Origin of the sequence: Paenibacillus sp. DRB1-1 (assembly GCF_052119485.1) — a bacterium.
GTDB lineage: Bacteria > Bacillota > Bacilli > Paenibacillales > Paenibacillaceae > Paenibacillus > Paenibacillus polymyxa_B.
This window is the reverse complement of the sequence record NZ_JBODQH010000001.1, coordinates 938,356-962,357: the sequence shown is the minus strand read 5'-3', so window position 1 is coordinate 962,357 and position 24,002 is coordinate 938,356. Positions and strand designations below refer to the sequence as shown.

The window sequence follows — 24,002 nt, the reverse complement described above, 5'->3', positions numbered from 1 at the left end:
ATTTCATAATACTTTTAGTAGCTTTAATAAAGAGTACATATAGATCAAAATGGTTTAATTTGTCTATATGTAGTATACACTTCGTTGGTTTAATCATTTATGAAATTGATTCTAGTGTTAGATTAAAGGCTTGAACAAGTATGTCTTACCCGTTTGGCATAATTAAAAACAGGCAGGGGAGCGGCTTTGTTTTTACATGTATGGAAATTTTAAAGTATATATACTTTATTTCTTACTCAGCAATTTTTAAGTAACAGGACTTATAATATGAACTATGTATATGAAGAAGAAACTGAATGGACAGAGGACTCGTAGTAAAACATAAAAACCGGGTAATTAATTCATTAATTTAATGTGTATCACCTTCACAATGCAGAAAGCTTAACCGAATATGATTATAGACCCGAAAAAATAGTGATTTTGTATATTGCGTAAATCGAGAAAAGCAACTTCAGCTAATAATATGCGTATAATAAAATAAACGTAAGAAGCTGAGAATTATGAAGTTAAAATGAATTTTGTTAGCAAAATTTTATTTAAAAACCGATCCCATGTTACTATCAGGATTTTGCAAAATTCGATTCCAGTCGCTCCGAAGTGCAAGATATAGATGAACTAAACCATTTCGATCTATATCTTATTCATTGGAAGTCGTTTATTGGATTTTTGCAAAATCCTCTACTGGAAGAAAAACGGTGGAAGGAGTATCAAGATGCTGGCTTTGTCCGATCCGGTCTGGACTCTGCTCCAAGGCCCCTACGGTTCTTCTCAATACGTCCCAGAAATGTTGAAGCAGCTCCAAGCCGGATATGACGGCGAAATGGCTGACACCTTGTATTGGGAGGAACTGTATCACCAAAATACGTTGTATACTTGTACATTTGCAGCTGTACCTTACCTTGTGGACATTGCGTTAAAAAGTTCTGATATAGGGATTCGTGCAGATATATATAACATTTGCGGAATATTCGAAGCGAAGAATAACAATCCCTTACATACCAAAGTTCCATTGGAATTTACAAGGGATCAGGTAAAAGTGGATTCTAGTCTGGCTGAATATATTTATGCACAATATCGGTGTGCCATTGTCCGACTTGCAGAATTGACTGAAGAAATGGTGCTCTATGCGAAAGAGCACGAAGGAGATGTCGGTAAACGCTATGTTCTGGCTGCGGGTGCCGCTTTTCAGGGTTATCGCTGCGTAGCTTATATGCTACAAAGCTTCGATACAGGTGACGAATATACGCTGGATTGTCCCCATTGCGGTACCCCGCTCTATATTTGGCCTGATGAACAGAATGACACCCTGGTTGTCTATGATAAGGATCCTGTAAATTCAGACAATCTGGTTCCCCATCCGATCCGCCCCCGTTCATTGGACCATAGAGGTGCTAATATGCAGTGGTTACACGAATATGCCCAAAAAATTGAAGAGAACAAGCTGCTTGCCCAGTTACCCTATTTAAACGGTTGGGTAGATTGTCCAGTGTGTAATACGCCCATATATATATGGGATGAGTTGATGAAAATGGCTGATGGTGTTCGGAGGTATACCGCTTAATCAATCAAAAAAGGGTGCTGTCTTCTACAGCCCCCTCATTTCCTCTTATATTTTTCCATCTAATCTCCGTATGCTTTGCCCAATTCTACTCCTGAAACGGATTCAAAAAGGTTTTAGGAATGTCGGATTCAAAACGCAGCAATACTCCGGTGACGGGATGAATAAATGACAATACCCTCGCATGTAGGCCAAGGCGCCCAATCGACTTGGATTTGGAACCGTATTTTTTATCTCCAACAATTGGATGACCGATATCCTCCATATGTACGCGGATTTGATTTTTGCGTCCGGTTTCCAAACGTACTTCCAGCAAAGAAACATGCCGATTGGCTTGAAGCAGCTTGTAATGAGTGACTGCGTGCTGTCCGTCATTCGGATAAGGACTGGAATACATTTTTAGCGTCTTGCTTTCTTTCAGCCATGAAGTGATTGTACCCTCAGCTTTTTTAACTTGCCCTTCGACAAGAGCAATGTATGTTCGTTCATACACAACTTCCTTCCACGCTTTTTGCATTTCCTGCTGTATGGCTTCGCTTTTCGCAAACATCATCACTCCTGATGTATCACGATCCAAACGATGCAGTACAAAAATACGATTGTACGGATGTTCGCGCCTCACATGGGCCGTAAGCTGGCGATATGCTGTTACTTCCTGCTCCTGCGCTGAAGCCACGGACAGCAACCCGGCATCCTTATGGATAACGATAATGGCTTCATCCTCATGCAAAATACGTAGCCCAGTCAGTGGTACAACGGGAGTTACTTTTTCCTTGGAAAGAGCGACAGTCTGACCTTGTTCCAGTGGAAAATTATGTACGGTACGCGGGATGCCGTTGACGGACACCTGCCCACGAGCCAGTGCTGATTTAATGGAGTTACGACCCATGCCAGTCACATGTTCTACTAAAAAGCTCAATAGCTCGGCAGGCTCCTGGACGATGTATGTTTTGGCAGGGGCTTTATCTAAAGCATTCGTTCTCCGTTGAGCTTCCGGTCTATGGGAGCCAGATCTTCCGGCAGGTTTATGACTGCGTTTGGAATGGCTTGCGTTTGACGTAGATTTTGTATGATTTTTCCTTTGGGGTTTCCGATTGTTCATGGATTCTTTCTCCTTCTTGGAACCGTGTCTCTTCATAGTTATGGACAAATTTGCGGCACCGTGTTCACTATATCATGAGAAAACAGCGAACGCCATAAGGGACTAAACCAGATTGGCAGTCTTCTAGCGGTTGAACATTACCCTGAACCCCGGTAAACTAAAGGTAACGAAAGAAAAGCCGATATGCGTCAAGGACGCTAGAAATATGAGGAGTTTTGAAACTATGAGTGTACAAGCACCAACATTGGAACGGGCGCAGGACTTGCTGCAAAAATTTTATGGCTATCCCGATTTCCGGGAGGGACAAAAGAAAATTGTGGCCAGTATGTTGGAGGGCAACGATACGTTGGGCATCATGCCGACAGGGGGCGGAAAATCGATATGCTACCAGATCCCCGCGTTGCTGCATGAGGGGCTGACCATTGTCGTGTCACCGCTCATCTCGCTGATGAAGGACCAGGTGGATGCGCTGACTACAATGGGGATTGCTGCTGCCTACATCAATAGTACGTTGAGTGGTCGAGAAGTGAATGACCGCATACGAGCCGCACGAAATGGTGACTTGAAGTTGCTGTATGTCGCACCGGAACGACTGGAACTGGACTGGTTTCGGGATGAAATGGCTCAGTTGCCAATTTCCTGCGTTGCGGTAGATGAGGCGCACTGCGTATCCCAGTGGGGCCATGATTTCCGTACCAGCTATCTGGCTGTGGCTCCATTCGTGGACGGGCTGTATGAACGCCCAATCGTGGCGGCGTTTACGGCAACGGCGACACCGCAGGTCATGGATGACATCGTGCGCCTACTTCGTCTGCGCTCACCGGAGACGTTCGTTACAGGCCTTGGACGGCCAAATTTGGCGTTCAGTGTGCTACGCGGGGAAGACAAACGCAGCTTTTTACTGAATTATGCCCGTGAGCATGAGGGTGAATCGGGCATTATTTATGCGGCGACACGTAAGGACGTGGACGATTTGTACCAACGGCTGCGTGACGCAGGCATGGCAGCCGGGCGTTATCATGCCGGGATGACAGATCAGGAACGTGCAGATAGCCAGGAAGGGTTTCTGTACGACGATATCCGTGTCATTGTAGCAACCAATGCCTTCGGCATGGGGATAGATAAATCGAACGTACGCTATGTCATTCACTACAACATGCCTAAAAATATGGAGGCTTACGTGCAAGAGGCGGGACGCGCAGGACGTGATGGCGACCCGAGTCAATGTATTTTGCTGTTCGGACCGCAAGATATTGTGACGCAGAAGTTTCTGATTGAGCAAAATCCACAGGATGAAGACCGCAAGCGTAACGACTACCGCAAGCTCCAGCAGATGGTTGATTATTGCTACACGACTCGTTGCCTACGTACGGCACAGCTTGAGTATTTCGGAGAAGCGGAAGAGCATGAAGCTTGCGGCATATGTAGTTCATGTACAGATGAGCGGGAACTGGTTGATATGACCATAGATGCGCAAAAGATTTTTTCGTGCATTCATCGCATGCGGGAACGTTATGGGGTCTCGATGGTCGCCTCGGTGTTGAAAGGCTCGCGTAACAAAAAAGTGCTGCAGTATGGTTTTGACAGCCTGCCAACCTATGGCGTGATGGGCAACCGGACGGAAAAAGAAATTGCTGAAATTATCAATGTTCTTGTTTCGGAAGGCTATCTGATGTTGTCCGAGGGACAATATCCGGTCGTACGCTTGCAGCAGCTTGCGGCTGAAGTGCTGAAAGGCCAGCGAGAAGTCATGCAGCGTGTGGTGCGACATGCCACGGCTTTTGCAGGTGGAGCAGGTTCACGCGGAAGACAGGGACGCGATGCATACCCGGCTGCAGTCAACGAAACCGTGTTTGAGCAATTGCGCCTGATCCGCCGCGATCTGGCCGCCCAGGAGCATGTACCGTCTTATATCATTTTTAATGATGCGACGCTGCGTGAGATGAGCGTAGCGAGCCCGCAATCCGAGGCAGACATGTTGCGGATCAAGGGTGTCGGCGAAGTGAAGTTCCGTAAGTACGGCAAGCCGTTTCTTGATTTTTTTCAAAATCAGGGGAATATCGGGGGAACGGTAAGCGAGGACGAGATTTATGCAGACGATGTGTACGAGGATTTTGAATAGCTATACTAAGGTAAGGCTATAACAGTCCATGCAAACTATAGAAGGTTGTGACCTATGAAAGTCATTTTATCAACGCTAAATGCAAAATATATTCATACCTCGCTGGCAATTCGATGCCTCAAAGCCTACAGTGAAAAGGACTTTGATATCGAGCTGGCGGAATACACAATTAAGGACCCGGTGATGAACATCGTATCCGATTTGTTTCAACGGGGGGCAGATGTCATCGGCTTTTCCTGTTATATTTGGAACATTGAAGAGACGATTAAAGTCATTGATGTGTTGAAAAAGATTATGCCCGAGGTCAAAATTGTTCTGGGTGGTCCGGAGGTATCCTACGATACGGATCACTGGATGAAGCGTTTGGCGAATGTGGATTTTATCGTGGTTGGTGAAGGAGAAGAAACCTTCCATCAACTGCTGCAGGAGCTGGAAGGGGATCGCAAGTTCCATTTTGTCTATGGACTGGCTTACCGTAAGGGAGAAGAGGTTATTCAGATGCCCGGCCGCCCGAAAGCAGACTTGAACGAGCTGCCGTCGCCCTATCGTTTTGCAGAGGATATACCGGAACTCGGGAAACGGGTTGTTTATTTTGAAACGAGCCGGGGCTGTCCGTTCAGCTGCCAGTTTTGTCTGTCCAGCATTGAGGTTGGGGTGCGTTATTACGATATCGAGCGCACAAAGTCAGATATTTTGTATCTGATCGACAATGGAGCCAACCTAATCAAGTTCGTGGATCGGACGTTTAATATTAAACGCGATTATGCATTGGAAATGTTCAAATTTTTGATTGAAAATCACCGTGGCTGTGTCTTCCAGTTTGAGATTACGGCAGATATTATGCGTCCTGAGGTATTGGATTATTTGGCGGAAAACGCGCCGCCGGGCGTATTTCGATTTGAAATCGGCGTCCAATCAACGAATGATCCTACCAATGAGCTGGTTAAACGTCGCCAGAACTTTACCAAGCTTTCCCGTACTGTTACCAAGGTCAAACAAAGCGGTAAAATCGACCAGCATTTGGATTTGATCGCCGGATTGCCTTTGGAGGACTACAACACATTCCGTAAAACGTTTAATGACGTTTTTGCGCTCGGCCCGGAAGAGCTTCAACTTGGCTTCCTTAAAATGCTGCGTGGCACTGGACTGCGTATCGACGCAGATAAGTACAACTACAAGTACATGGACGTGGCGCCTTATGAAATGCTGAGCAATGACGTCCTTTCCTTTGCCGATATCGTCCGGCTCAAGCGCTTGGAAGATGTATTGGAGAAATACTGGAACTCTCATCGTATGGATCATACAGTCAACTATCTGATTGAGCGTGAATTCTCGTCCGCTTTTGATTTCTTTCAGGAATTCGGAGACTACTGGGAAGGACAGGGCTGGCAAAAAATTGGACATCAGCTCGAAGATTTGTTCACGCGTCTCCAGTCCTTCTTGGAATCGCGTGGAACAAAGCGAATGGATATGGTGCTTGGACTGATGAAGCTTGATTATTTCCTGAACCATAAATACAAGCCGCGTAAAATCTGGTGGGAGCATACCTTGGAGAAGGACGATTGGTCCAGCTACATGAAAATGATTCTCCAGCACCCGGACGCGCTGTTGTCACCTGCGGTTGCAGATTTAGTGGCAGATGCGAGCAAGGAGAGTACAGGTGAGGCGAATGTAGGCAATCAACAGCCTCAGCCATACCGCGAGATTATTCCAGCCTTTGCTTCATTGAAGCTGAGTGAAAAGGAACTGCAAAAGCACGCTGTGCTGGATGTACTGCCGTTTAGTCTGGATCATATCCTGAGTGGGGGAAGCCCATTGACAGCCGAAGGCCGCACGCTGTTGCTTGTAGTCTATCAGCAAAATGGACAGCAAAAACCGCTCTACTACACCATGCCGATCGGCAAAAATATCGCCGCCATTTAAATAAAAACGCCAGAGGGCATCGACTTTGATAAATTAAGAGTCGGTGTCTTCTTTTGTTTTATAAAAAATAGGTGGTCACTCCAAATTTTACATTCGTGTAATCTATTGCTTTACGATGCTTTACAAAGCAGATATATGATTACTTTATCATATATGAATATTAAATTTATTGGAGTGTGACCTTGTGAAAAAGCGTTCGATGAAAAAGAGTATCCTTGCTTTAGGTGCCATTACCGTCTTGAGTGCGCCATTGTTATCTGCTAATATCCCCAACGCTTTTGCAGCCTCATCTAATACCAAGTCTACTACCGCACAGGTATCCAAAGGACTGAAAACTTCGTCAGCGAAAGTCGATGCTCCTAAGAATGTCATTCTCTTTATCGGCGATGGTATGGGAGAAGCAAGTCGCAACGCGATTCGCTTGGCGACGGTAGGGAAATCGGGATTACTTGAAATGGACAACATGCCTGTAACCGGCTTGGTTAGCACAAGTTCAGGGGATAATCTGGTTACGGATTCTGCCGCCGCTGCGACTGCAATTGCAACAGGTGTGAAAACGTATAACGGCGCGATCGGAATGGATTTGAATAAAAAACCAGTGACAACGATTATGGAGCTGGCTAAAAAAGCAGGCATGTCTACAGGTGTCGTGACGACAAGCCAAGTGACAGACGCAACGGGGGCCGCCTTTGGTGCGCATGTCGAAAAACGCTCCGCTCAAAGCGAGATTGCCAAGCAGTATCTGGAGAAAAGCAAGGTGGACGTTATTCTGGGCGGTGGTGAGGATTTCTGGTACCCTGCCGGAACAGTAGGCAAACATCCAGATGCACCGGCAGAAGATCCTGAGGAAGCTAGTAAGGGAACTCAAGGAAATTTGGTAGAACAAGCGAAGAAGTTGGGTTATAGCTATGTGACAAATCAGACAGAAATGAAAGCAGCTAAAGGTTCTAAGTTGTTAGGGCTGTTCGCCAATGAAGAAATGTTTCAAGCTCACAACAAGCTGGGTAACTCTTACAACCCAACGGTTTCTCTACCAGATATGACGGCTAAAGCGATTGATGTTCTTTCCAAAAACCAAAAAGGTTTTTTCCTGATGGTAGAGGAAGAAGGAACGGATGAGATGGCGCATGACAATGAAGGTGAGTTAACAATTAAGGCTGGGCAACAGCTCGATAAGGCTGTTAAAGTAGCAAAGGATTATGCCAAAGCACATCCAGATACATTAGTGTTGGTGACGGCAGATCATGAAACGGGCGGTTTGGCGATTGAAGGCGAAGATGCGGAGGATGAATCCGGTGAAGGCGTCTCCAAAGAAGATGGTCCTTTTACTGTAAAAGGCTCTAATGAAAAGTTTTATATCGACTGGACCACGGGAGGACATACATCTGTTGATGTGGCGTTAACCGCAATGGGCCCCGGCTCTTCTCAGTTTAGCGGGAATTACCCGAATACTGCCATTCATGACAAGCTGGTTAAGCTACTTCAATTAAAGAAGTAACGTAGTGTGAAAGCTGCCCCTTAAAAAGATTTGCCATATTGGCAATATGGTTTTTCCTGTGATAAACTAAAACTAATAAGTATATACTAAAAAAGAGTAAGGATGCTACCAACATCCTCACTCTTTTACAACAGCCGCTTATAAGGGCGGTGGCTGTTCAAAAAGTTTTAGTCATCGAAATATGACCGCATTCCTTTTCCAGAGGGCGGTCTATTTCTTTTTGTTGAAGGAAATAATCAAGATCACCAACGTTGCAAATTGAATCATCAACATTAATGTATCTTTAACCTCCACAGGCATCACCTCCTTTGCAGGAGACTAGCCGGCCGCCCATCTAAGCCATTCTGTTGTTAGTTTATAGTATATCATATGGATAGTATTGCTAAAAAGGACAAACCTGAACTAAAAAGTTACCTGTCGTGCCAATGCGCAGTCGGATGGGAAGCACCAAAGGTAACTTTTAAATTCGCTTATATTATGAACATGCCGAATATACTCAACCTTTACTCCTCCGTTGTTTTCTTCCCCCACACAAATTTCATTGTAAAAAATATAATTGTCAGCATGATGAGAAGCAGTGCCATCTGCAGGCCATAACGATGGATCAGTTCTCCTGCTGCTTGTATATGATCGCCAAAGATACGTCCGAGCAGAAAGAAGATTAGCGTCCAGATCAAGCCTGTTGAATAAGAGAAGAGTGCATAGCGTTTGAAGCTCATTTTATTGATTCCGACAATATATGGGATAATGTGACGGACGATCGGCAGCAAATAACTGATGCAAATAGTGAAGTTTCCATACTTATGTACTAATTTTTCTGAAAACGTAATGTACTTGTCCATTTTTTTCTTCCGGCGCAAACGTTCTAGAATCGGTGTACCCACGGTTCTCCCCAATACATAACCTAAGGACAAGCCTGATATAACCCCAAGATATACAATTAAAAAAGCGGGTAACGGGTGAAGTATGCCCATGCCTGTTACAGCCCCGCCAGTCATCACAATGACTTCATCCGGGATGGGCAGACCCACAATTCCGAGCCATAGAGAAAAGAATAATGCTGCATAGCCGTATTGTTCGATGATGGAAATTAAATATTCCACGTCCATACCTATACTCCTTTCTTATGCTTTCTTTCGGCATACATACACGAATGCAGGTGGAATATTCATAGGCACAAACTTAATTTCTTCAATATCAAACCATTCACCTAACTGTTGCTTCATCTGTTTAGAGTATTGAAAGGCCACAAACATTCCTCCATCCCTGAGCGATAGATGAATTTGTTCTACAATTTGATTTCGCATCGCTTGTGGAAAATTGAAAAATGGCAGCCCGCTAATTATGCAGTCAAGCTGTTCTATTTGGGCATTTTTCATAGCAAGCTGAAGCTCACGCGAGTCGGAATAGCACAGATAATTCGGGAATCTTCTTTTTAAATTCTGCTGCATGGCCTGGTCCTTTTCAAAGAGTAAAACCTTTGGTTGAAAATTGGCAGCAGACGGGATGTATTGAGTAATTGCCCCCGTGCCAGCACCAAGCTCGGCAACAGCATGAACTTCACTCCATGGAATGGATTCTATCATATTTTTAGCTAAAAATCTGGAACTTGGTGTTACACTACCCACATATGCAGGCGAGTACAAAAATTTGAATAGGAACATAAGTCTCTCGTGAACCAAATGGCTAATACGGATCATACATCATTCCCCTACTTTCAATTTTTAGAATACGTTCATTTATTCTTTGCTAAGAGTAACAAATTATCCCTTTACTTACTCCTGTCTCGAGTAGGGTTAATCCCCCCGTCCTGCGGAGGGGATTTTCCTTGACTATGGTCTAGGAAATAAAAAAGGATTACGGTATTAGTGAGTCTGTATGTATTCAGTTATCATTCAGCATACCCTCAGGTTGCATTCAGATTTGCTGCCGATGAAAGGTAGGTGGGCAGCTAAAAACATTATGTACACTGAGAGGGGATCTACTTTGCCACTATCCATTAACAGGCATCTCATCACGACTTCCTATGATCAATCGAATACGGTGAAGTCAAATGAGAATGGACTAAATACCACGGGTCATACCACACACAAGAAATCTAACGATTCACTCGAATTGAGCAAGGAATTTATGGAATACACGGGAGGAATGCAGGCTCCGCTTCCTACGGAAAACTACAGTAATGATTACAAGTACGACGATCAGGATACCATTGCAATAACTGCAGACCAACAGAAAACGCTGTTGTCTGACCTGCAAAGTTATCTGATGTCTTCAAGTGCTTCCTCTGATACAGATGAACTCACCAATAGCACGAAGAATCCGTTGGCTTCGGTTAGCGACTTATTAGCCGGTGTGGATCTTTCGACGGCAACAGATGAGGAAGTATCGGAGCTATTCGATAAGATAGCAGAAACGATCCGAAATAATCGTCCTGCACCGCCGCCTGAAGGGGACCCGTCCACCCTGAAATGGATAGCAGTGTTCTGCCTCCTATGATGCAGGCAATGGGTGGAATTATGCCTCCATTCGCTTGGAATATCCAAGAGACTTCCAATCAAGAGGATAACAGTGCTACATCTGAGAAAGAGCTTACAGTAGATGAAAAAAGATCCTTGCTGAGTGATTTGCAAAGCGTTCTGAGTTCCAGTCTTATATCCGGGTCAACAGCTTCGGACAAAGATCAGGAAACAGATCTGCTTTCTGCATTAAAAGAAGCGTGGGGAAATACAGATGAATCGAATGCCACAGATGAAGAAATATCGGCTTTATTCGATAAAATCGCTAAGATTTTTGAACAATCTGTATCATCGTCGTCATAGTCATTAGAGTGCAATACCATAGCTTAGAACCGGTTAGCCCACACGTGTAAAACTCATACTTTTATAAAGGGGAAATCTCGTATGAACATTTCATCCACATCCAGCAGTTCAATATCTATTACAAGCACTTCATCTTCATCCAGTACCAACGATACAGCTAGTCTGGAAAAGCAAAAAGCTCAACTTGAAGCGGAGTACAATAAGGTACAGCAAAGTAAGGATAATAAAGATACAAAAGGAACAAAAATAAAGCAGCTTCAGCAGCAAATTAAACAGATTGAAGCTCAAATTGCACAGCAAAGTTCGCAATCCAGCAGCACGTCAGCTCCAAAAATGGAAAAGCCCGCTCCAAGTAACACGGAAACAACTCGTATCAACAGCGCTAACAGCAGTGATATTACGGGAGTGGGGAAATCACTGGATATTTCAATTTGATCATCCCATCTCTTCTCCTGTAGGACAGACGATGGATACAAACAATAGCAGGCTCTCCGTTTCCTCGGGGTCTGCTTTTTTGTGCATTCAGTAAACGTTCAGTGAGCGCTCATTTTATTTTCAACCTGCTGCTCTAAGATGAATTTGAGCTGATCAGGACAAGCATTGCACTTTCTATAATCTACTCAACACCTTGTAAATACACCAAGTTCAAGCATACAGGTTTTACCCAATTAAACTCTATGAAAAGGGATGATTGTAATGAAGAAGAAATTGAATGTTATCGTTACTGCTGTACTGCTGGCTTCTATTACTGCATCATACGCTTATGCCAGCTCATCAACAGACGGAACAAATGCAGTTTCTAGCTCGTCGTCTGTAACCGCCCCTCAAGAGGATTCTTCTACAGTAACTTCTACAGACAGTAGTACCACAGGAACCAGTACGACAGTAGAGGCACCTCCTGAGGGAACACCTCCAGATGGCGAACCACCAAGTGGAAAACCGGGTGAAGGCTCAGACAGTTATACAGACAACGGAACAGCAAAGTACACACAAAGTGGTAAAAGTGTAACCCTGTTCAAGCAGACGATTGCAGCCGATCAGGCAGATCAGTCGATTGTCAAAGTAACGGACAGTGGTAAATTAACACTTACCAAGTCCAGCTTGACGAAAAAGGGTACGACATCGTCAGATGATTACAGCAACTTTTATGGCCTGAATGCCGGTGTTTTGGCCGCTTCTGCTAGCACCATTCAGTTATCGGATTCTACTGTTAAGACGGATGCTAATGGAGCCAATGCTGTTTTTGCAACAGGAGAGGGTTCTACAATTCATGTAAAAGATGTTACTATTCAAACCAGCGCCGACTCCTCGCGTGGATTGGATGCCACCTTGAAGGGAACGGTTAATGCAACGAATGTCAATATCAAAACGGCTGGTGAGCATTCCGCTGCGATTGCGACAGACCGGGGAAACGGTACGATTACTGTAACCAAAGCAACGGCAAAAACAACGGGAAAAGGTTCCCCAGGTATCTATTCGACAGGTACCATTACCGTGTCTAATTCGAATTTAAAAGCAACCGGATCGGAAGCGGCTGTCATTGAAGGTAGAAACAGCATTACGGTTAATAACACCAGCTTGTCTGGAGATGTAGATCGTGGAGTGATGCTGTACCAAAGTTTCTCGGGTGATGCCGAGGTCGGAACCACCGTCTTTACGATGAATGGGGGGACATTGACAGCCAAAGCAGGTCCTATCTTTTATTCAACCAACACAGAAGCTGTGGTTAACCTGAAAGGGGCCAAATTAAAAGGAAATACAGGAGTACTACTGAATGCTGCTGCAGATAAGTGGGGGACCACAGGTTCAAACGGGGCCCATGTGACGCTTAACGCGGACAACCAAACATTGCCGGGCAGCATGACTGCGGATAAAGTTAGTTCCATTACGGCTAATCTGAAAAACAAAACAACTCTGAAAGGCGCTATTAATTCGGAAAACACAGCCAAGTCGGTTGCGTTAAATCTGGATAAAACAAGCAAGTGGATCGTTACATCTGATTCCTATCTGACCACTCTCACAGATAGTGGCACTGAACTCTCGAACATCGTGGATAATGGACACACTATTTATTATGACGCGGGTGAGAGTGCAAATAACTGGTTGAGCGGGGAGACAATTACTTTGTCTGGCGGCGGCAAGCTGACTCCAGTCAGTGCCTCATAAGCAGTAAGACGATGAAATCATTTCATTTAAAACGATATGAATAAAAAACAGTTGTTGGCCTATTAAACCAGAAACTGTTTTTTTACGTTTACTTCAGTATTTTGCATGAATCCAGGGAGCGACTTTCAATCAGCGCTAATTAGATCGGAAATAATTCTATCCGTTAAATGAATCATGTGACTAAACATAGAAAAGTATATACAATATATAACAGTAGGAAGATGAAAGTATTTTAACCATTATATTTAAATCAGTAAGTGCTAGTATTCATTTTAAATTGGAGGATTTATGCCATGACGCTGGAACCTCAAATGAGTCGAGGTAGTAGGGATGAAGCGCGTTTAGTCAGAAACAAGTTGATTGAGTATAATGCGAAACACGTCCCAGCAGATATTCGAACCCAATACGAAGAGATTAATCTTACGCTTAAAAATGAAGTCGGTCAGGTGATAGGCGGTCTCCTAAGTGTACTATGTTGGAACTGGGTGGAGGTTGACATTTTGTGGGTAGATCAGCGCTACAGAGGAAAGGGCTACGGTTCGCAACTGCTTGGTGAAATCGAACAAATTGCTAAAGATAAAGGGTGTAATTTTATACAACTTAATACCTTTACTTTTCAAGCGCCCGAATTCTATGAAAAGCAGGGGTATGAAGTCGTTGGTGTCATTAACGATGCTCCAAGAGGCTTTAAACACTATTATTATAAGAAAAGTATCTACTGAGGACTCTATATATGCGCGTACAGATCAAGGAAATAAATAAAGATCAGCATATCATCATTCGTAGTATTGGCAAGGAAAAAGTATACGGCTACTGGACATATTTCTGGCATGAACTGACTTCTGGATATGCGTATGTTGTCCCGTGTGAACAAAGCTTGGATAAGTTGATTCCCGGTTGTGTGATTTCGGTCGAGACTTCTCAATCCAGTATAGAAGGGTTCAGAAGGCTGAAGTCTACTGAAGAGACAGGGATTTTTCGGCCTCAACCCAAGCTAGGCGACTATTGGATTCAAGGAATGATACATCAAGTGCTGCACAACGTAGCAGGCGAAATAGAATGTCTGGAGATTGTAGTAGGAGACACTACGTTTATTTTGGATTCTGAAGAAATGAATGGTGATGTCAACGTTAAAGCGGGCGACGGTGTCGCCTTTGAAATCATAGGCCTACAGTTGTTTGAGGAGGGACTGTGATCGTTCTATGGCGATTGATTCGAAAAGAGGTGACACATGAATGATTATAGTAAATCCAAAACGTTGGGTGCTTTTCTGAAGTCACGTCGAAATCGACTTCAACCAGAGCAGGCAGGTCTTAGACTTTCACAGGGTCAGCGAAGAACACCGGGGCTTCGCCGAGAAGAAGTTGCTATGCTGGCAGGTGTCAGTGCGACGTATTACACATGGCTGGAACAAGGTAGAGAAGTAACGGCATCTAAGGAGATTATCGAAAGTATAGGAGAAGCTCTACAATTAACTCATGATGAGAGAGCACATCTAATTCAATTGTGGAATCCCAATGAGACGGTTGCTATTTCGCCCATCCATACAACGCTGAATCCACAGTGGCAACATATTATTGATCAGTTGTCCTATCCGTCCTTCATCAGCAATGAGAAAGCGGAAGTGCTTGCTTGGAATAGCGCGGCGAATGAGGTCATTACCGATTTTTCTTCCCTGTCCGTTTCTGAACGTGTCATGATTCGTTTATTGTTCGTGGATTCCGAATTACGTCGTCGAATGGTTAACTGGGAAGAATTTGCGTCCTATTCGGTGGCTGTTTTTAGAACTTATTATGACAAGTATTTAGGAGATCCTTGGTTTGAGGAGACGGTAGAAGGGCTGCGTGTGGAAAGTATGGAGTTTGACACCATGTGGAAGCTGCATCATATCCAGCTCAAAAAAGTGAATCGGGTTTCCTTTCAAGTTCCTGGCGCTGTGGAGGCCGTTTCTTATGATATTAATTCTTTAGCAAGTATTACGGACCAACCGGGTCTGCACTTTTGTATCTACACGCCAGTAAGCCAATCCTCTGCCTAGTAATCTTGTTACTAGTATAAACGTACTGTGGTTGCCTTCATACGGGTCCATTAGAATGAGTACATGTTCATTCCATCCATTTACCCAAAGAAAAGAGGGAACCATGATATGCTGAAAAGGAAACTGGGACGTGAAGGGCTGGAGGTATCAGCTCTGGGCCTTGGCACGATGATGATGCCGAACAACGAGGAGTCGGTGCGCACACTTCAGGGAGCGCTGGACCTTGGTGTAACGCTGTTTGATACAGCAGATCTTTATGGTGAGGAATATGCACAGCAGAAGTTCGGCGGCAATGAGAAGCTGGTTGGACGTGCGCTCAAGGGTCGTCGGGAGGAGGTAGTGATTGCCACTAAATTCGGGATCACGCACACTCAGGGACCCAAGGGAGATCCGGCATATATTAAAAAATCCGTGGACGCCAGTCTATTTCATCTGGGGATCGATTATATCGACCTGTATTATCAGCATCGAGTTGATCCCAATACTCCAATTGAAGAGACCATCGGAACGATGGCCGATTTGGTTAAGGAAGGGAAAATCCGTTATATCGGCTTGTCAGAAGCGTCGGCTGAGCAGATCCGCCGCGCGCATGCGATGCATCCAATTACCGCAGTAGAAACCGAATATTCCTTGTGGAGCAGAGAAGTGGAAGATGATGTTCTTCCACTTCTGAACGAATTGGGAATCGGCTTCGTACCCTACAGTCCACTGGGTCGAGGTTTCCTCACGGGACAGATCAAGAAATTTGACGATCTGCCAGAGGATGATTACCGCCGTCATTTCCCTCGCTTCCAAGGCGAGAATTTCAACAAAAATCTAGAGGTTGTCCTCCTGATCGAAAAACTGGCTGCCCAAAAAGGCTGTACTTCTGCTCAGTTGGGGCTGGCATGGTTGCTGACGCAAGGCGACCATATCGTCCCGATTCCGGGAACGAAGAGACTGGAAAGAGTGCGTGAAAATCTTGGTGCTCTAGAGGTCTCCTTGTCGGAAGCAGAGCTTCAAGAGATCGAGCGTATTTCGCCCAAAGGTTTCGCAGCAGGTTCTCGTTATCCGGGGCGTGCCTAGAAAATTGAGTATTGGCATGATGATTAAGTTTAGGATAAGACCGTTCCTTTCTGGAGTCGCTTGGTAGTACCAACGGCTCTGCAGAAAGGCGGTCTTTTTTGCTAGTTTTGACCGACTTAGGCATGAGTTCTCTAATCTAGTCTATGGTTAGAGTTTGCGCTCTACAAAATAACGAGTTAAAGTATGGGAAATGCCATATTTAACCACAGTATGTCGGTGTGAAAGTTAAAAGCTAGATTATAGTGAATCGTGAATAAAGAAAGGTATGATCGGATTGACAACAGAAGTGACACACAAAATATATACCATGTGTATGATTCAAGACGGAAGCAAGGTATTGCTTATGAATAGACCAAATCGAAAGGGGTTTCCGGGTTATATTGCTCCAGGAGGAAAAGTAGAGTTTCCAGAAAGCATTGTGAATGGGGCCATTCGTGAAGTAAAGGAAGAAACAGGCTTAACCGTTACGGAAATTGTATTTAAAGGAATCGACGAATATTGTGACCCAAGTCAAGGGCTGAGATATATGGTCTTTAACTATTTGGCTACAGCCACTGAAGGTGAGCTATTAAAAAATCCCCCTGAGGGAGAATTGCTGTGGGTGGATATGAAGGAGGCGCTAAATCTGCCGATGCAGGATTGGTTTAAGCGGAGATTTCCATTGTTTTTTGAGCCGGGAACGTTTGAGGTTAGTTTCGTTTGGCTGGCGGATACAGATGAAACCCTAGAAGCAACGATTAAGAGCTATGGTGTGTAGAGATGACGACGGCATTTGGAGAACGGCGAAGAAGAGTTGGCACAAAGTTTTCTTACTGCTTACGCACAAGGGATGAAATCTAAAGAAGGATTTACTGAGCGTTTCCGGGTACATATGCTGCATCAGCAGGTTCTAAACTGGGGATGTGCCAAAGCGATGAAGCAAGTCACTTGGGATGATAAGCTCTCTTTTGCAGCTTGGGCGCAAAAATTCATGGATATTGAATACAAGCAATAGCAGATGAATTGAATGTTTAAAGAGGGGGGAGTGAGCGGGATGCAGACCGTCAAATTGGTACAGCCGGATCAGAGCTGGAAGGACGCTTATCTTTCATTTTATGAGGAATGGAAACAGAGCCAGGAGCATATGGTACCTTGGGTGATTTCTTTAGAACCGTACGATTTTGAAGGTATGCTGACGGTTTTAAGTAATCAGGAAAATGGAATCAACCTGTCTGAAGGCTGGGTCAAAAGCTCAACATACTGGCTTGTGAATGCGAATGAACAGGTCGTGGGAGCAGTGAATATCAGGCATGACCTTAACGAACACCTAATGAATGCCGGAGGTCATATCGGTTACGGTATCCGTCCTTCTGCACGAGGGAACAGGTACGCTGTTACAATGCTGGCCTTGGCGTTAGAAAAAGCAAAAGAGCTGGGGATTTCCCGTGCCTTGGTTGTATGCGACTCCGATAATATTGCCTCCAAAAAAACAATCATACAAAATGGCGGAACGCTGGACAAGGATTACATAGAGGAAGACGGAAACCGTGTAAACCGGTTTTGGATCGAACTGTGAGTGAGAAAGAGGGGAACGCGAGAAGCTCATGAAATTATGGCCTGAATATGCGCAAAACATCATTGTTGGTGTTATTTTTAAAGGGAAATGGAATTGGTATGTGACGGAAAGAGAGTATTGGTTTTTGAATACCGAGATGGAGGAACGGTTCGGTATCCCTATGTTGGATGAAACCACAGCGGGAGCATTTTTGGATCACATCTATGAATATAAGGTGACTACTGGGGAACTAACTTCAATGCTCCAGTTGCTTAATGATGCTATTCAGCATAAGGATGAATTGTTGGAGTTCTGTCCTGCTCTCTATGTTAACTTTGACGAGAAAATTCTCTATTCGCTATTTCCTGAGCCAGCTTCGTTTGAACACTATGTCCCAGCGGGGTGGAAAGGGGAATATCAAAACTTTTTGAACGAGGTACCTTCACCTGAACAATATTGGATGATCGATGGAAGTAATTTTTTTGAGAAATTCACTTGATAGGACGAAGGAGGGAATGAATATATGGATTCTTCCATGCATGAGTTTAAAATCATATCCAAGCACAGAATGGACAATCAATATTTGGTAAAGTTGCGGGCATGCATTGTGCTTTTGGATGAACAGGTGCTATGGCGCGTTGGTGAGGCGGAAACGAACAGCATTGGTGGGATCATCAACCATATCATGGTACATGTGCGCAGAAACGCAGCCAAGCTCATAGATCCGACGATTACATACAAGCGAGGAATGGAGGATAGCTTTATACCTTCCATACAAAACAAGGAACAACTGATGGATGAGGTAGAAGAAGCTTTTTCATCCTTCTGTGCAGCATTGGACCATACGGGGGCGATGAATATGTATGACGTATACCATGTGGTGGAGCATACTGCTTATCATCTGGGGCAGATCATAGACCGAGTTCAGAGATTGGCAGATCACCGTTTTCAATTTGTACAGACAGGACTTAATGAAAAAGCATTGCATGCGATAGTGCAGCAATCCTTGCATAATCTACGAGAATAACGGAAGCAGTAGCTATATAAACCTATAAAATGTAGTTCTAAGATCACAAAAACCTCTCTAATGGTCATGTTTTTATTTCTTAATTGATATTGATAATTATTATCACTTATAATAGGAGCAGACATATTACGTTATGATAGGGAGAGTTGCAGAGTGACAGTGTCCTTGGAATTATATGATGTAACGATCATCGGCGGTGGTCCTGCCGGTATGTATACCGCATTTTACAGTGGAATGAGAGATATGAAAACCAAGCTGATCGAAGCCAAGCATGAGCTGGGCGGACGAATGCGCATATACCCAGAGAAGATGATTTGGGATGTCGGGGGGGTTACCCCGGTTTTATGTGAAAAGCTGATTGATCAGCTGGAGCAGCAGGCACGGACGTTCGAGCCTACCATTGTGCTGGGACAGCAGATCACTGGTTTGGACCGGCAAGAGGATGGCACGTTCCTGCTAACTTCTGCCACAGGGGAACAGCATTGGACACGCACGATCGTTCTGGCAGTAGGCTATGGTATTCTCAAAATGGCTAAGCTGGAGATTGAGGGGGCGGACCGCTATGAGGTTACGAACCTGCATTATACTGTACAAGAGCTGGAGCCATTCCGGGGCAAGCACGTCCTGATTTCTGGTGGAGGCGACTCGGCAGTGGATTGGGCGAATGAGCTGGAGTCTATTGCGGCGAGTGTGACTGTCGTACATCGTCGGGATCACTTTGGCGGACATGAGAAAAATGTAGCTCGTATGAAATCATCCTCGGTCCGTATTCACACACCATACGCGGTGAGTCAGCTACATAGCAACAACGGAGAGACGATTGAACAGGTTACGATCAGTCATGTGGATACGGGCGAAATACAGGTGTTGAATGTCGATGCCGTCATCGTGAATCATGGACTTAAATCCGACTTCGGCCCGCTTCGGGATTGGGGGCTGGATATGGGTGAGTGGCATGCCCGAGTGAGCGAAAAGCTAGAAACGAATCTGCCAGGGATTTTCGCGGCAGGCGATTTTGTCGAATACGGAAGCAAACTGTATCTAATTGCTGGTACGTTCACAGATGCCGCCCTTGCACTGAACAGCGCCAAGCTGTACATTGATCCAGCAGCTGACAAAGCGGCATATGTATCTTCTCATAACAGCCGATTCAAGGAAAAAAACCGTGAGCTTGGTGTCGTGGAGTAAGAATACGGAAATAAGTTATATAGGATTACAGATAGGGTAGGGAAAATGTAAAAGAACTTCCGCGACTACAATTCATGTGGTTTTGGAGGTTCTTTTTTTGTCAAGTTACTGACTTCTCGTTCTAAAGGTTGGATGCATACACCATATAGAATAAAATGAAGATAGCCTGTCCTTTCGGTCTTATATAGTAGATTTTGAGTAGAGAAGATAAGGAGCGTGAAAAATGAGCTTACATGAGGTACTTGAACGGCTAGCAATTCATCTGCCAGACGACATGGTGGAAGCTTTGCACGTACATAGCAAGGAACGAGAGGGACGGAACGTTAAGCTTCGACTCATGAATGAGCAAGAGCTTGCCGAGGGCATCAAGTGGATGGGGCAGATCGAGGTATTTAAACATATCGTCCCTCTATGGACGGATGACCATTCTAATTATGTTGGCATATATGTGGAGGGACCGTTAGCATATAAGTTGTGTTATATAAGTCACGAGGAAACGGATTTGTCACCGGCGTACAGAAGTTCGTTTTCTCTGATTGCAGAGTTGGAGCAAAATCCAGCACTGGAGTGGGAACAGCTACGTAAGGATTATCCGTCCGGCGATGACATTAGCACAGAACAATTAGCGGAAGATATTCGTTGCATGAATGAACTAAGAGCCTCGCTAGAAAAGGATTCACCTGTAGATGATGATGTGAGATGTCAGCATCTTTATAGCTTAATGGCGATCACGCCTACCTGCGAACTAGACTCATTGCTTCCCTATTTGGACGATGAGGATATGTATGTACAGGAACGAGCATGTGTCCTTTTTGGACATCATGGATATGAACCAGCGACCGAGTTATTAAAAGAAGTGGTGAAGCATGGAAGCCCAAATGGGAGGCTGGCAGCCCGTAAGGCGCTCTCAATGATTCGTAGTAAGCAAATGGACAAGCATTAAAAAATTAAACGAACCTACCATACAAAGTATGGACGGGATTGAAAGGTGACATATGAAGAGACGAACGGAGCAACAGGAAGCGATTTTGGCAGATATTATTCAAAAGGCGGAGCCCTTTGTACAGCAGCAGTTGGAGCATGATCATAGTGGTCACGATTGGTTTCATATAGACCGGGTGAGAAAGCTGTCCCTTAAAATTGCTGCCAAAGAGGGCGCAGATTCGTTTATTTGTGAACTGGCAGCACTGCTGCATGATGTAGCGGATGAAAAATTAAATGATTCCAAGCAAGCGGGCCTGGATAAAGTAGAGCAGTGGCTGCTTCTGCATGTAAGTGATCCAGATGTGATCACGCACGTGATGACTATTATAGCTACGATGTCCTACAATGGTGGACAAAACCCGCCTATGGAAACGCTGGAAGGTCAAGTTGTGCAGGATGCGGATCGGTTGGATGCTCTTGGAGCAATTGGGATAGCAAGAACCTTTATGTATGCAGGCTCAAAAGGCAGTATGATGCATCACCCGGATAAAGACTTTTCGCAACATGAATATCGTGCCACAGGTAAAAGTGCCATATACCATTTTTACGAAAAGCTGCTCAAGCTCAAGGATTTAATGAATACCGCTTATGCTCAAGAGCTGGCGGAGGCCCGGCATCAATGGATGGAGATGTACTTGGAGCAATTTTATAGAGAATGGAATGTGGAAAATAAATAAAGTGTTTCAATAAGGGCTGTTTCCTTTAACCGAGCATATCGGAGGGGAAATGGCCTTTGTTTTTTTATAAATGTCATATTGATATTATTGAAAATGTGTGTTATTTTATTGTTAATAACAAAATGATAATAACAATATATTACAAACTATAAAGAAAGTGAGGAAGCGGCTATGTTTGGATTTAACTTTGTTAAATTTCAGCCCAGTGAATATGTGATGAAGGTGAAAAACGGGAAGGTGGTTCGGGAGGGTGTTGGATTATCTTTTTATTACTACGCCCCGACCACCTCGGTTGTTGTCGTGCCCGTCTCTTCCATTGATGCGCCGTTCATGTTTGAGGACATGACGAATGATTTTCAGGCGGTGACGGTGCAGGGGCAACTGACGTATCGAATTGTGGATTATCGGAAAACGACGCAGATTTTAAACTATACGTATGACTTGAAGGAACGACGCTACATTTCGGATGATCCGAGCAAGCTGGCCCAACGGGTGATTAACATCGCCAAGGTGCTTACCAAAAAGTATTTGGAGCGTGTCCCACTCAAAGAAGCTGTTCAGTCCAGTGAACGTCTGGCCCAAAACATGACGAAGGATATTGCACAGCATACGGAAATGGAAAAGCTCGGCATTGAGGTTATGGGGCTGTCGATTTTGGCGATTCTACCCAATAAGGAGACGATGAGAGCGCTGGAGGCTCAAGCGAGGGAAGAGATTCTTCGCAACGCGGATCATGCTTTGTATGAGCGTCGTAATGCATCTATTGAGCAAGAGCGGCGTGTGAAGGAAAACGAGCTGAACACTGAGATTGCAGTGGAGACGAAAAAGAAACAAATCCGCGAAACTCAACTCGATGCCGAGCGTTCTGTGAAGCAAAAGCAAAGCGAGATGAAAGAGGAGCAGCTACGATTTGACACAGCCTTGGAGGAGAAAAAACGCGAGCTGATTGAGCTGACCGTAACGAATAAAAAGGCAGAAGCCGATGCCAAGGCCTATGAGCTGACCGCAGTCATGAAATCGTTGCAGGATGTTGAGCCGAATGTACTTCAAGCTATGGCCAACATGGATATGAGCCCGGATAAGCTAATTGCGATAGCATTCCAGGAGCTTGCAGAAAATGCAGGGAAAATCGGTCAGCTGAATATTACACCGGATCTGCTGCAAGGTCTCATGTCAGATACGGGAGCAAACGGATCAGCAGGATCGAGAGGGTCTGGAGGAAGAACACGATGAGCAGCCGAATGACAGAGCAGAAGATCATTTTGGTGAAGCGTAAAACGCGACTGGAGGAACTGATTGTCCGATACAATACGGTGCAGCAGGCTCGCTTCTTTATGGAACGGTTGGGTGCGGATTTCAGTGATTATGTGCTGGAGGACGAAAATTACCGCAGGGCGGTGGCAACGGCTACGTCGGAGTTAACGGCTTTGGGTCGAGTTCAGATTGTGGAGCGGGAGCATGTGCCGAACTTTATTTTTGGTGAGCAGGATACAGTGGTGGTACTGGGTCAGGATGGGCTGGTAGCCAACACGTTAAAATATTTGACTGAGCAGCCGCTTATCGGTGTGAATCCAGACCCATTGCGCTGGGACGGGGTATTGCTGCCGTTTACTGTTTCCGACCTGCGCTGGGTGGTGCCGGATGTATTCGTGCACAGACGCCCAATTAAGGAAGTTACACTGGCTAAGGCCCAATTAAATGATGGCCAATCCTTGTATGCTGTAAATGATTTATTCATTGGGCGCAAAACTCATGTCTCCGCGAGATATGAGCTAAGACTGGAGGATCAGGTAGAGCAGCAATCCTCCAGCGGAATTATCGTTTCAACCGGATTGGGAGCGACAGGCTGGCTGACCAGTGTGCTGGCTGGAGCGGCCGGAATTGTCGGCAGTGCTACACGGCATCCAATCTCGCTGACTCCAGGCCAGCTGATGCCCGGTGTAGCCTTCACTCAGGAAGGGGCAGCAGACGGAATGAGTCATGATCATCGTGCAACCTGGAGTTCGCCATCGCTTTATTTTACGGTGAGAGAACCATTCCCCAGTCGAACGACTGCTGCGGATCTCGTGTCTGGTCAGGTAGCAGCCGAAAAGCCGTTACGGATTGCATCGCAGATGCCGGAAAATGGAGTTATTTTCAGTGATGGAATAGAAAGCGACTTTCTGGAGTTTAATGCTGGCATTGAGGCGACCATTGGACCGGCGGAGAAAAAAGGGCATCTGGTCGTGTAGAGGTTTGTACAAGACGGCAATGGGTAATTATGAGTAAGGTACAACCATCAGATGAAATTAAACAAAG

Annotated in this window: 24 protein-coding genes and 1 pseudogene; 21 read left to right on the top strand and 4 right to left on the bottom strand. The window is 44.9% G+C overall.

Annotated elements, in window-relative coordinates:
• Positions 1-712 precede the first annotated feature (712 nt).
• Positions 713-1,561 carry a hypothetical protein gene (locus ACQW03_RS04385; protein WP_071639994.1) on the top strand — a complete coding sequence of 283 codons (849 nt, stop codon included), beginning with the start codon at positions 713-715 and terminating at the stop codon, positions 1,559-1,561.
• Between the two features lie 85 nt (positions 1,562-1,646).
• Here ACQW03_RS04385 and ACQW03_RS04380 read toward each other — a convergent pair whose 3' ends face one another.
• Positions 1,647-2,660 carry an RluA family pseudouridine synthase gene (locus ACQW03_RS04380; protein ID WP_441948427.1) on the bottom strand — a complete coding sequence of 338 codons (1,014 nt, stop codon included), beginning with the start codon at positions 2,658-2,660 and terminating at the stop codon, positions 1,647-1,649.
• 223 nt (positions 2,661-2,883) lie between these two features.
• Here ACQW03_RS04380 and recQ point away from each other — a divergent pair, with 223 nt between their 5' ends.
• From recQ to ACQW03_RS04365, 3 genes are all read left to right on the top strand, one after another.
• Entirely contained in the window at positions 2,884-4,782 is a 1,899-nt protein-coding gene (gene recQ, locus ACQW03_RS04375; RefSeq protein WP_025724305.1) for a DNA helicase RecQ, read from the top strand.
• A gap of 54 nt (positions 4,783-4,836) precedes the next feature.
• Entirely contained in the window at positions 4,837-6,705 is a 1,869-nt protein-coding gene (locus tag ACQW03_RS04370) for a B12-binding domain-containing radical SAM protein (RefSeq protein ID WP_071639997.1), read from the top strand.
• A 184-nt stretch (positions 6,706-6,889) separates the two neighbouring features.
• Entirely contained in the window at positions 6,890-8,203 is a 1,314-nt protein-coding gene (locus ACQW03_RS04365) for an alkaline phosphatase (RefSeq protein ID WP_071639998.1), read from the top strand.
• A 210-nt stretch (positions 8,204-8,413) separates the two neighbouring features.
• On the opposite strand, the gene ACQW03_RS04360 is transcribed toward ACQW03_RS04365, so the two are convergent.
• The 3 genes from ACQW03_RS04360 to ACQW03_RS04350 all read right to left on the bottom strand — a co-directional run bounded on the left by ACQW03_RS04360 (position 8,414) and on the right by ACQW03_RS04350 (position 9,903).
• Positions 8,414-8,503: a putative holin-like toxin gene (locus tag ACQW03_RS04360; protein WP_007429455.1), complete on the bottom strand. Its 90-nt coding sequence runs from the start codon at positions 8,501-8,503 to the stop codon at positions 8,414-8,416.
• A 203-nt stretch (positions 8,504-8,706) separates the two neighbouring features.
• Complete coding sequence (locus ACQW03_RS04355) at positions 8,707-9,312, bottom strand: DedA family protein (RefSeq protein ID WP_071639999.1); 606 nt, start codon at positions 9,310-9,312, stop codon at positions 8,707-8,709.
• 15 nt (positions 9,313-9,327) lie between these two features.
• The gene (locus tag ACQW03_RS04350) at positions 9,328-9,903 is read right to left on the bottom strand and encodes a class I SAM-dependent methyltransferase (protein WP_071640000.1); all 576 of its coding nucleotides are present in this window, start codon (positions 9,901-9,903) and stop codon (positions 9,328-9,330) included.
• Positions 9,904-10,189: 286 nt separating this feature from the next.
• On the opposite strand from ACQW03_RS04350, the pseudogene ACQW03_RS04345 reads away from it, so the two are divergent.
• The 17 genes and pseudogenes from ACQW03_RS04345 to ACQW03_RS04265 all read left to right on the top strand — a co-directional run bounded on the left by ACQW03_RS04345 (position 10,190) and on the right by ACQW03_RS04265 (position 23,935).
• Positions 10,190-11,025: pseudogene (locus ACQW03_RS04345) on the top strand (hypothetical protein).
• Between the two features lie 81 nt (positions 11,026-11,106).
• A complete protein-coding gene (locus tag ACQW03_RS04340; protein WP_076293773.1) occupies positions 11,107-11,460 on the top strand; it encodes a FlxA-like family protein in 354 nt (117 codons plus the stop codon).
• 261 nt (positions 11,461-11,721) lie between these two features.
• Complete coding sequence (locus tag ACQW03_RS04335) at positions 11,722-13,191, top strand: hypothetical protein (protein ID WP_441948423.1); 1,470 nt, start codon at positions 11,722-11,724, stop codon at positions 13,189-13,191.
• Positions 13,192-13,484: 293 nt separating this feature from the next.
• Positions 13,485-13,913, top strand: a complete 429-nt coding sequence (locus ACQW03_RS04330; protein ID WP_441948421.1) for a GNAT family N-acetyltransferase — start codon at positions 13,485-13,487, stop codon at positions 13,911-13,913.
• Between the two features lie 11 nt (positions 13,914-13,924).
• Positions 13,925-14,386, top strand: a complete 462-nt coding sequence (locus ACQW03_RS04325; RefSeq protein WP_071640005.1) for a hypothetical protein — start codon at positions 13,925-13,927, stop codon at positions 14,384-14,386.
• A 36-nt stretch (positions 14,387-14,422) separates the two neighbouring features.
• Positions 14,423-15,229, top strand: a complete 807-nt coding sequence (locus tag ACQW03_RS04320) for a helix-turn-helix transcriptional regulator (protein WP_071640006.1) — start codon at positions 14,423-14,425, stop codon at positions 15,227-15,229.
• Between the two features lie 108 nt (positions 15,230-15,337).
• The gene (locus ACQW03_RS04315) at positions 15,338-16,294 is read left to right on the top strand and encodes an aldo/keto reductase (protein WP_441948418.1); all 957 of its coding nucleotides are present in this window, start codon (positions 15,338-15,340) and stop codon (positions 16,292-16,294) included.
• A gap of 265 nt (positions 16,295-16,559) precedes the next feature.
• Positions 16,560-17,051 (top strand): 8-oxo-dGTP diphosphatase, encoded by a 492-nt coding sequence (locus ACQW03_RS04310; RefSeq protein WP_028542993.1) that lies wholly within the window; start codon positions 16,560-16,562, stop codon positions 17,049-17,051.
• Positions 17,052-17,066: 15 nt separating this feature from the next.
• Positions 17,067-17,288, top strand: coding sequence for a hypothetical protein (locus ACQW03_RS04305; RefSeq protein ID WP_258383053.1), 222 nt, complete (start codon positions 17,067-17,069; stop codon positions 17,286-17,288).
• 39 nt (positions 17,289-17,327) lie between these two features.
• The gene (locus tag ACQW03_RS04300; protein WP_441948416.1) at positions 17,328-17,849 is read left to right on the top strand and encodes a GNAT family N-acetyltransferase; all 522 of its coding nucleotides are present in this window, start codon (positions 17,328-17,330) and stop codon (positions 17,847-17,849) included.
• 28 nt (positions 17,850-17,877) lie between these two features.
• Positions 17,878-18,327 (top strand): hypothetical protein, encoded by a 450-nt coding sequence (locus ACQW03_RS04295; protein WP_441948414.1) that lies wholly within the window; start codon positions 17,878-17,880, stop codon positions 18,325-18,327.
• Positions 18,328-18,351: 24 nt separating this feature from the next.
• Entirely contained in the window at positions 18,352-18,855 is a 504-nt protein-coding gene (locus ACQW03_RS04290) for a DinB family protein (protein WP_441948412.1), read from the top strand.
• Positions 18,856-19,008: 153 nt separating this feature from the next.
• Positions 19,009-20,043 (top strand): NAD(P)/FAD-dependent oxidoreductase, encoded by a 1,035-nt coding sequence (locus ACQW03_RS04285; RefSeq protein ID WP_076293771.1) that lies wholly within the window; start codon positions 19,009-19,011, stop codon positions 20,041-20,043.
• A 223-nt stretch (positions 20,044-20,266) separates the two neighbouring features.
• The gene (locus ACQW03_RS04280; RefSeq protein ID WP_441948410.1) at positions 20,267-20,986 is read left to right on the top strand and encodes a HEAT repeat domain-containing protein; all 720 of its coding nucleotides are present in this window, start codon (positions 20,267-20,269) and stop codon (positions 20,984-20,986) included.
• A 52-nt stretch (positions 20,987-21,038) separates the two neighbouring features.
• Complete coding sequence (locus ACQW03_RS04275) at positions 21,039-21,704, top strand: HD domain-containing protein (protein ID WP_071640012.1); 666 nt, start codon at positions 21,039-21,041, stop codon at positions 21,702-21,704.
• Between the two features lie 171 nt (positions 21,705-21,875).
• On the top strand, positions 21,876-22,937 hold the full coding sequence (locus ACQW03_RS04270) for an SPFH domain-containing protein (RefSeq protein ID WP_441948408.1): 1,062 nt from the start codon (positions 21,876-21,878) through the stop codon (positions 22,935-22,937).
• A complete protein-coding gene (locus ACQW03_RS04265; protein WP_025724282.1) occupies positions 22,934-23,935 on the top strand; it encodes a sugar kinase in 1,002 nt (333 codons plus the stop codon). The genes ACQW03_RS04270 and ACQW03_RS04265 overlap by 4 nt, the downstream gene beginning before the upstream one ends.
• Positions 23,936-24,002: the final 67 nt, after the last annotated feature.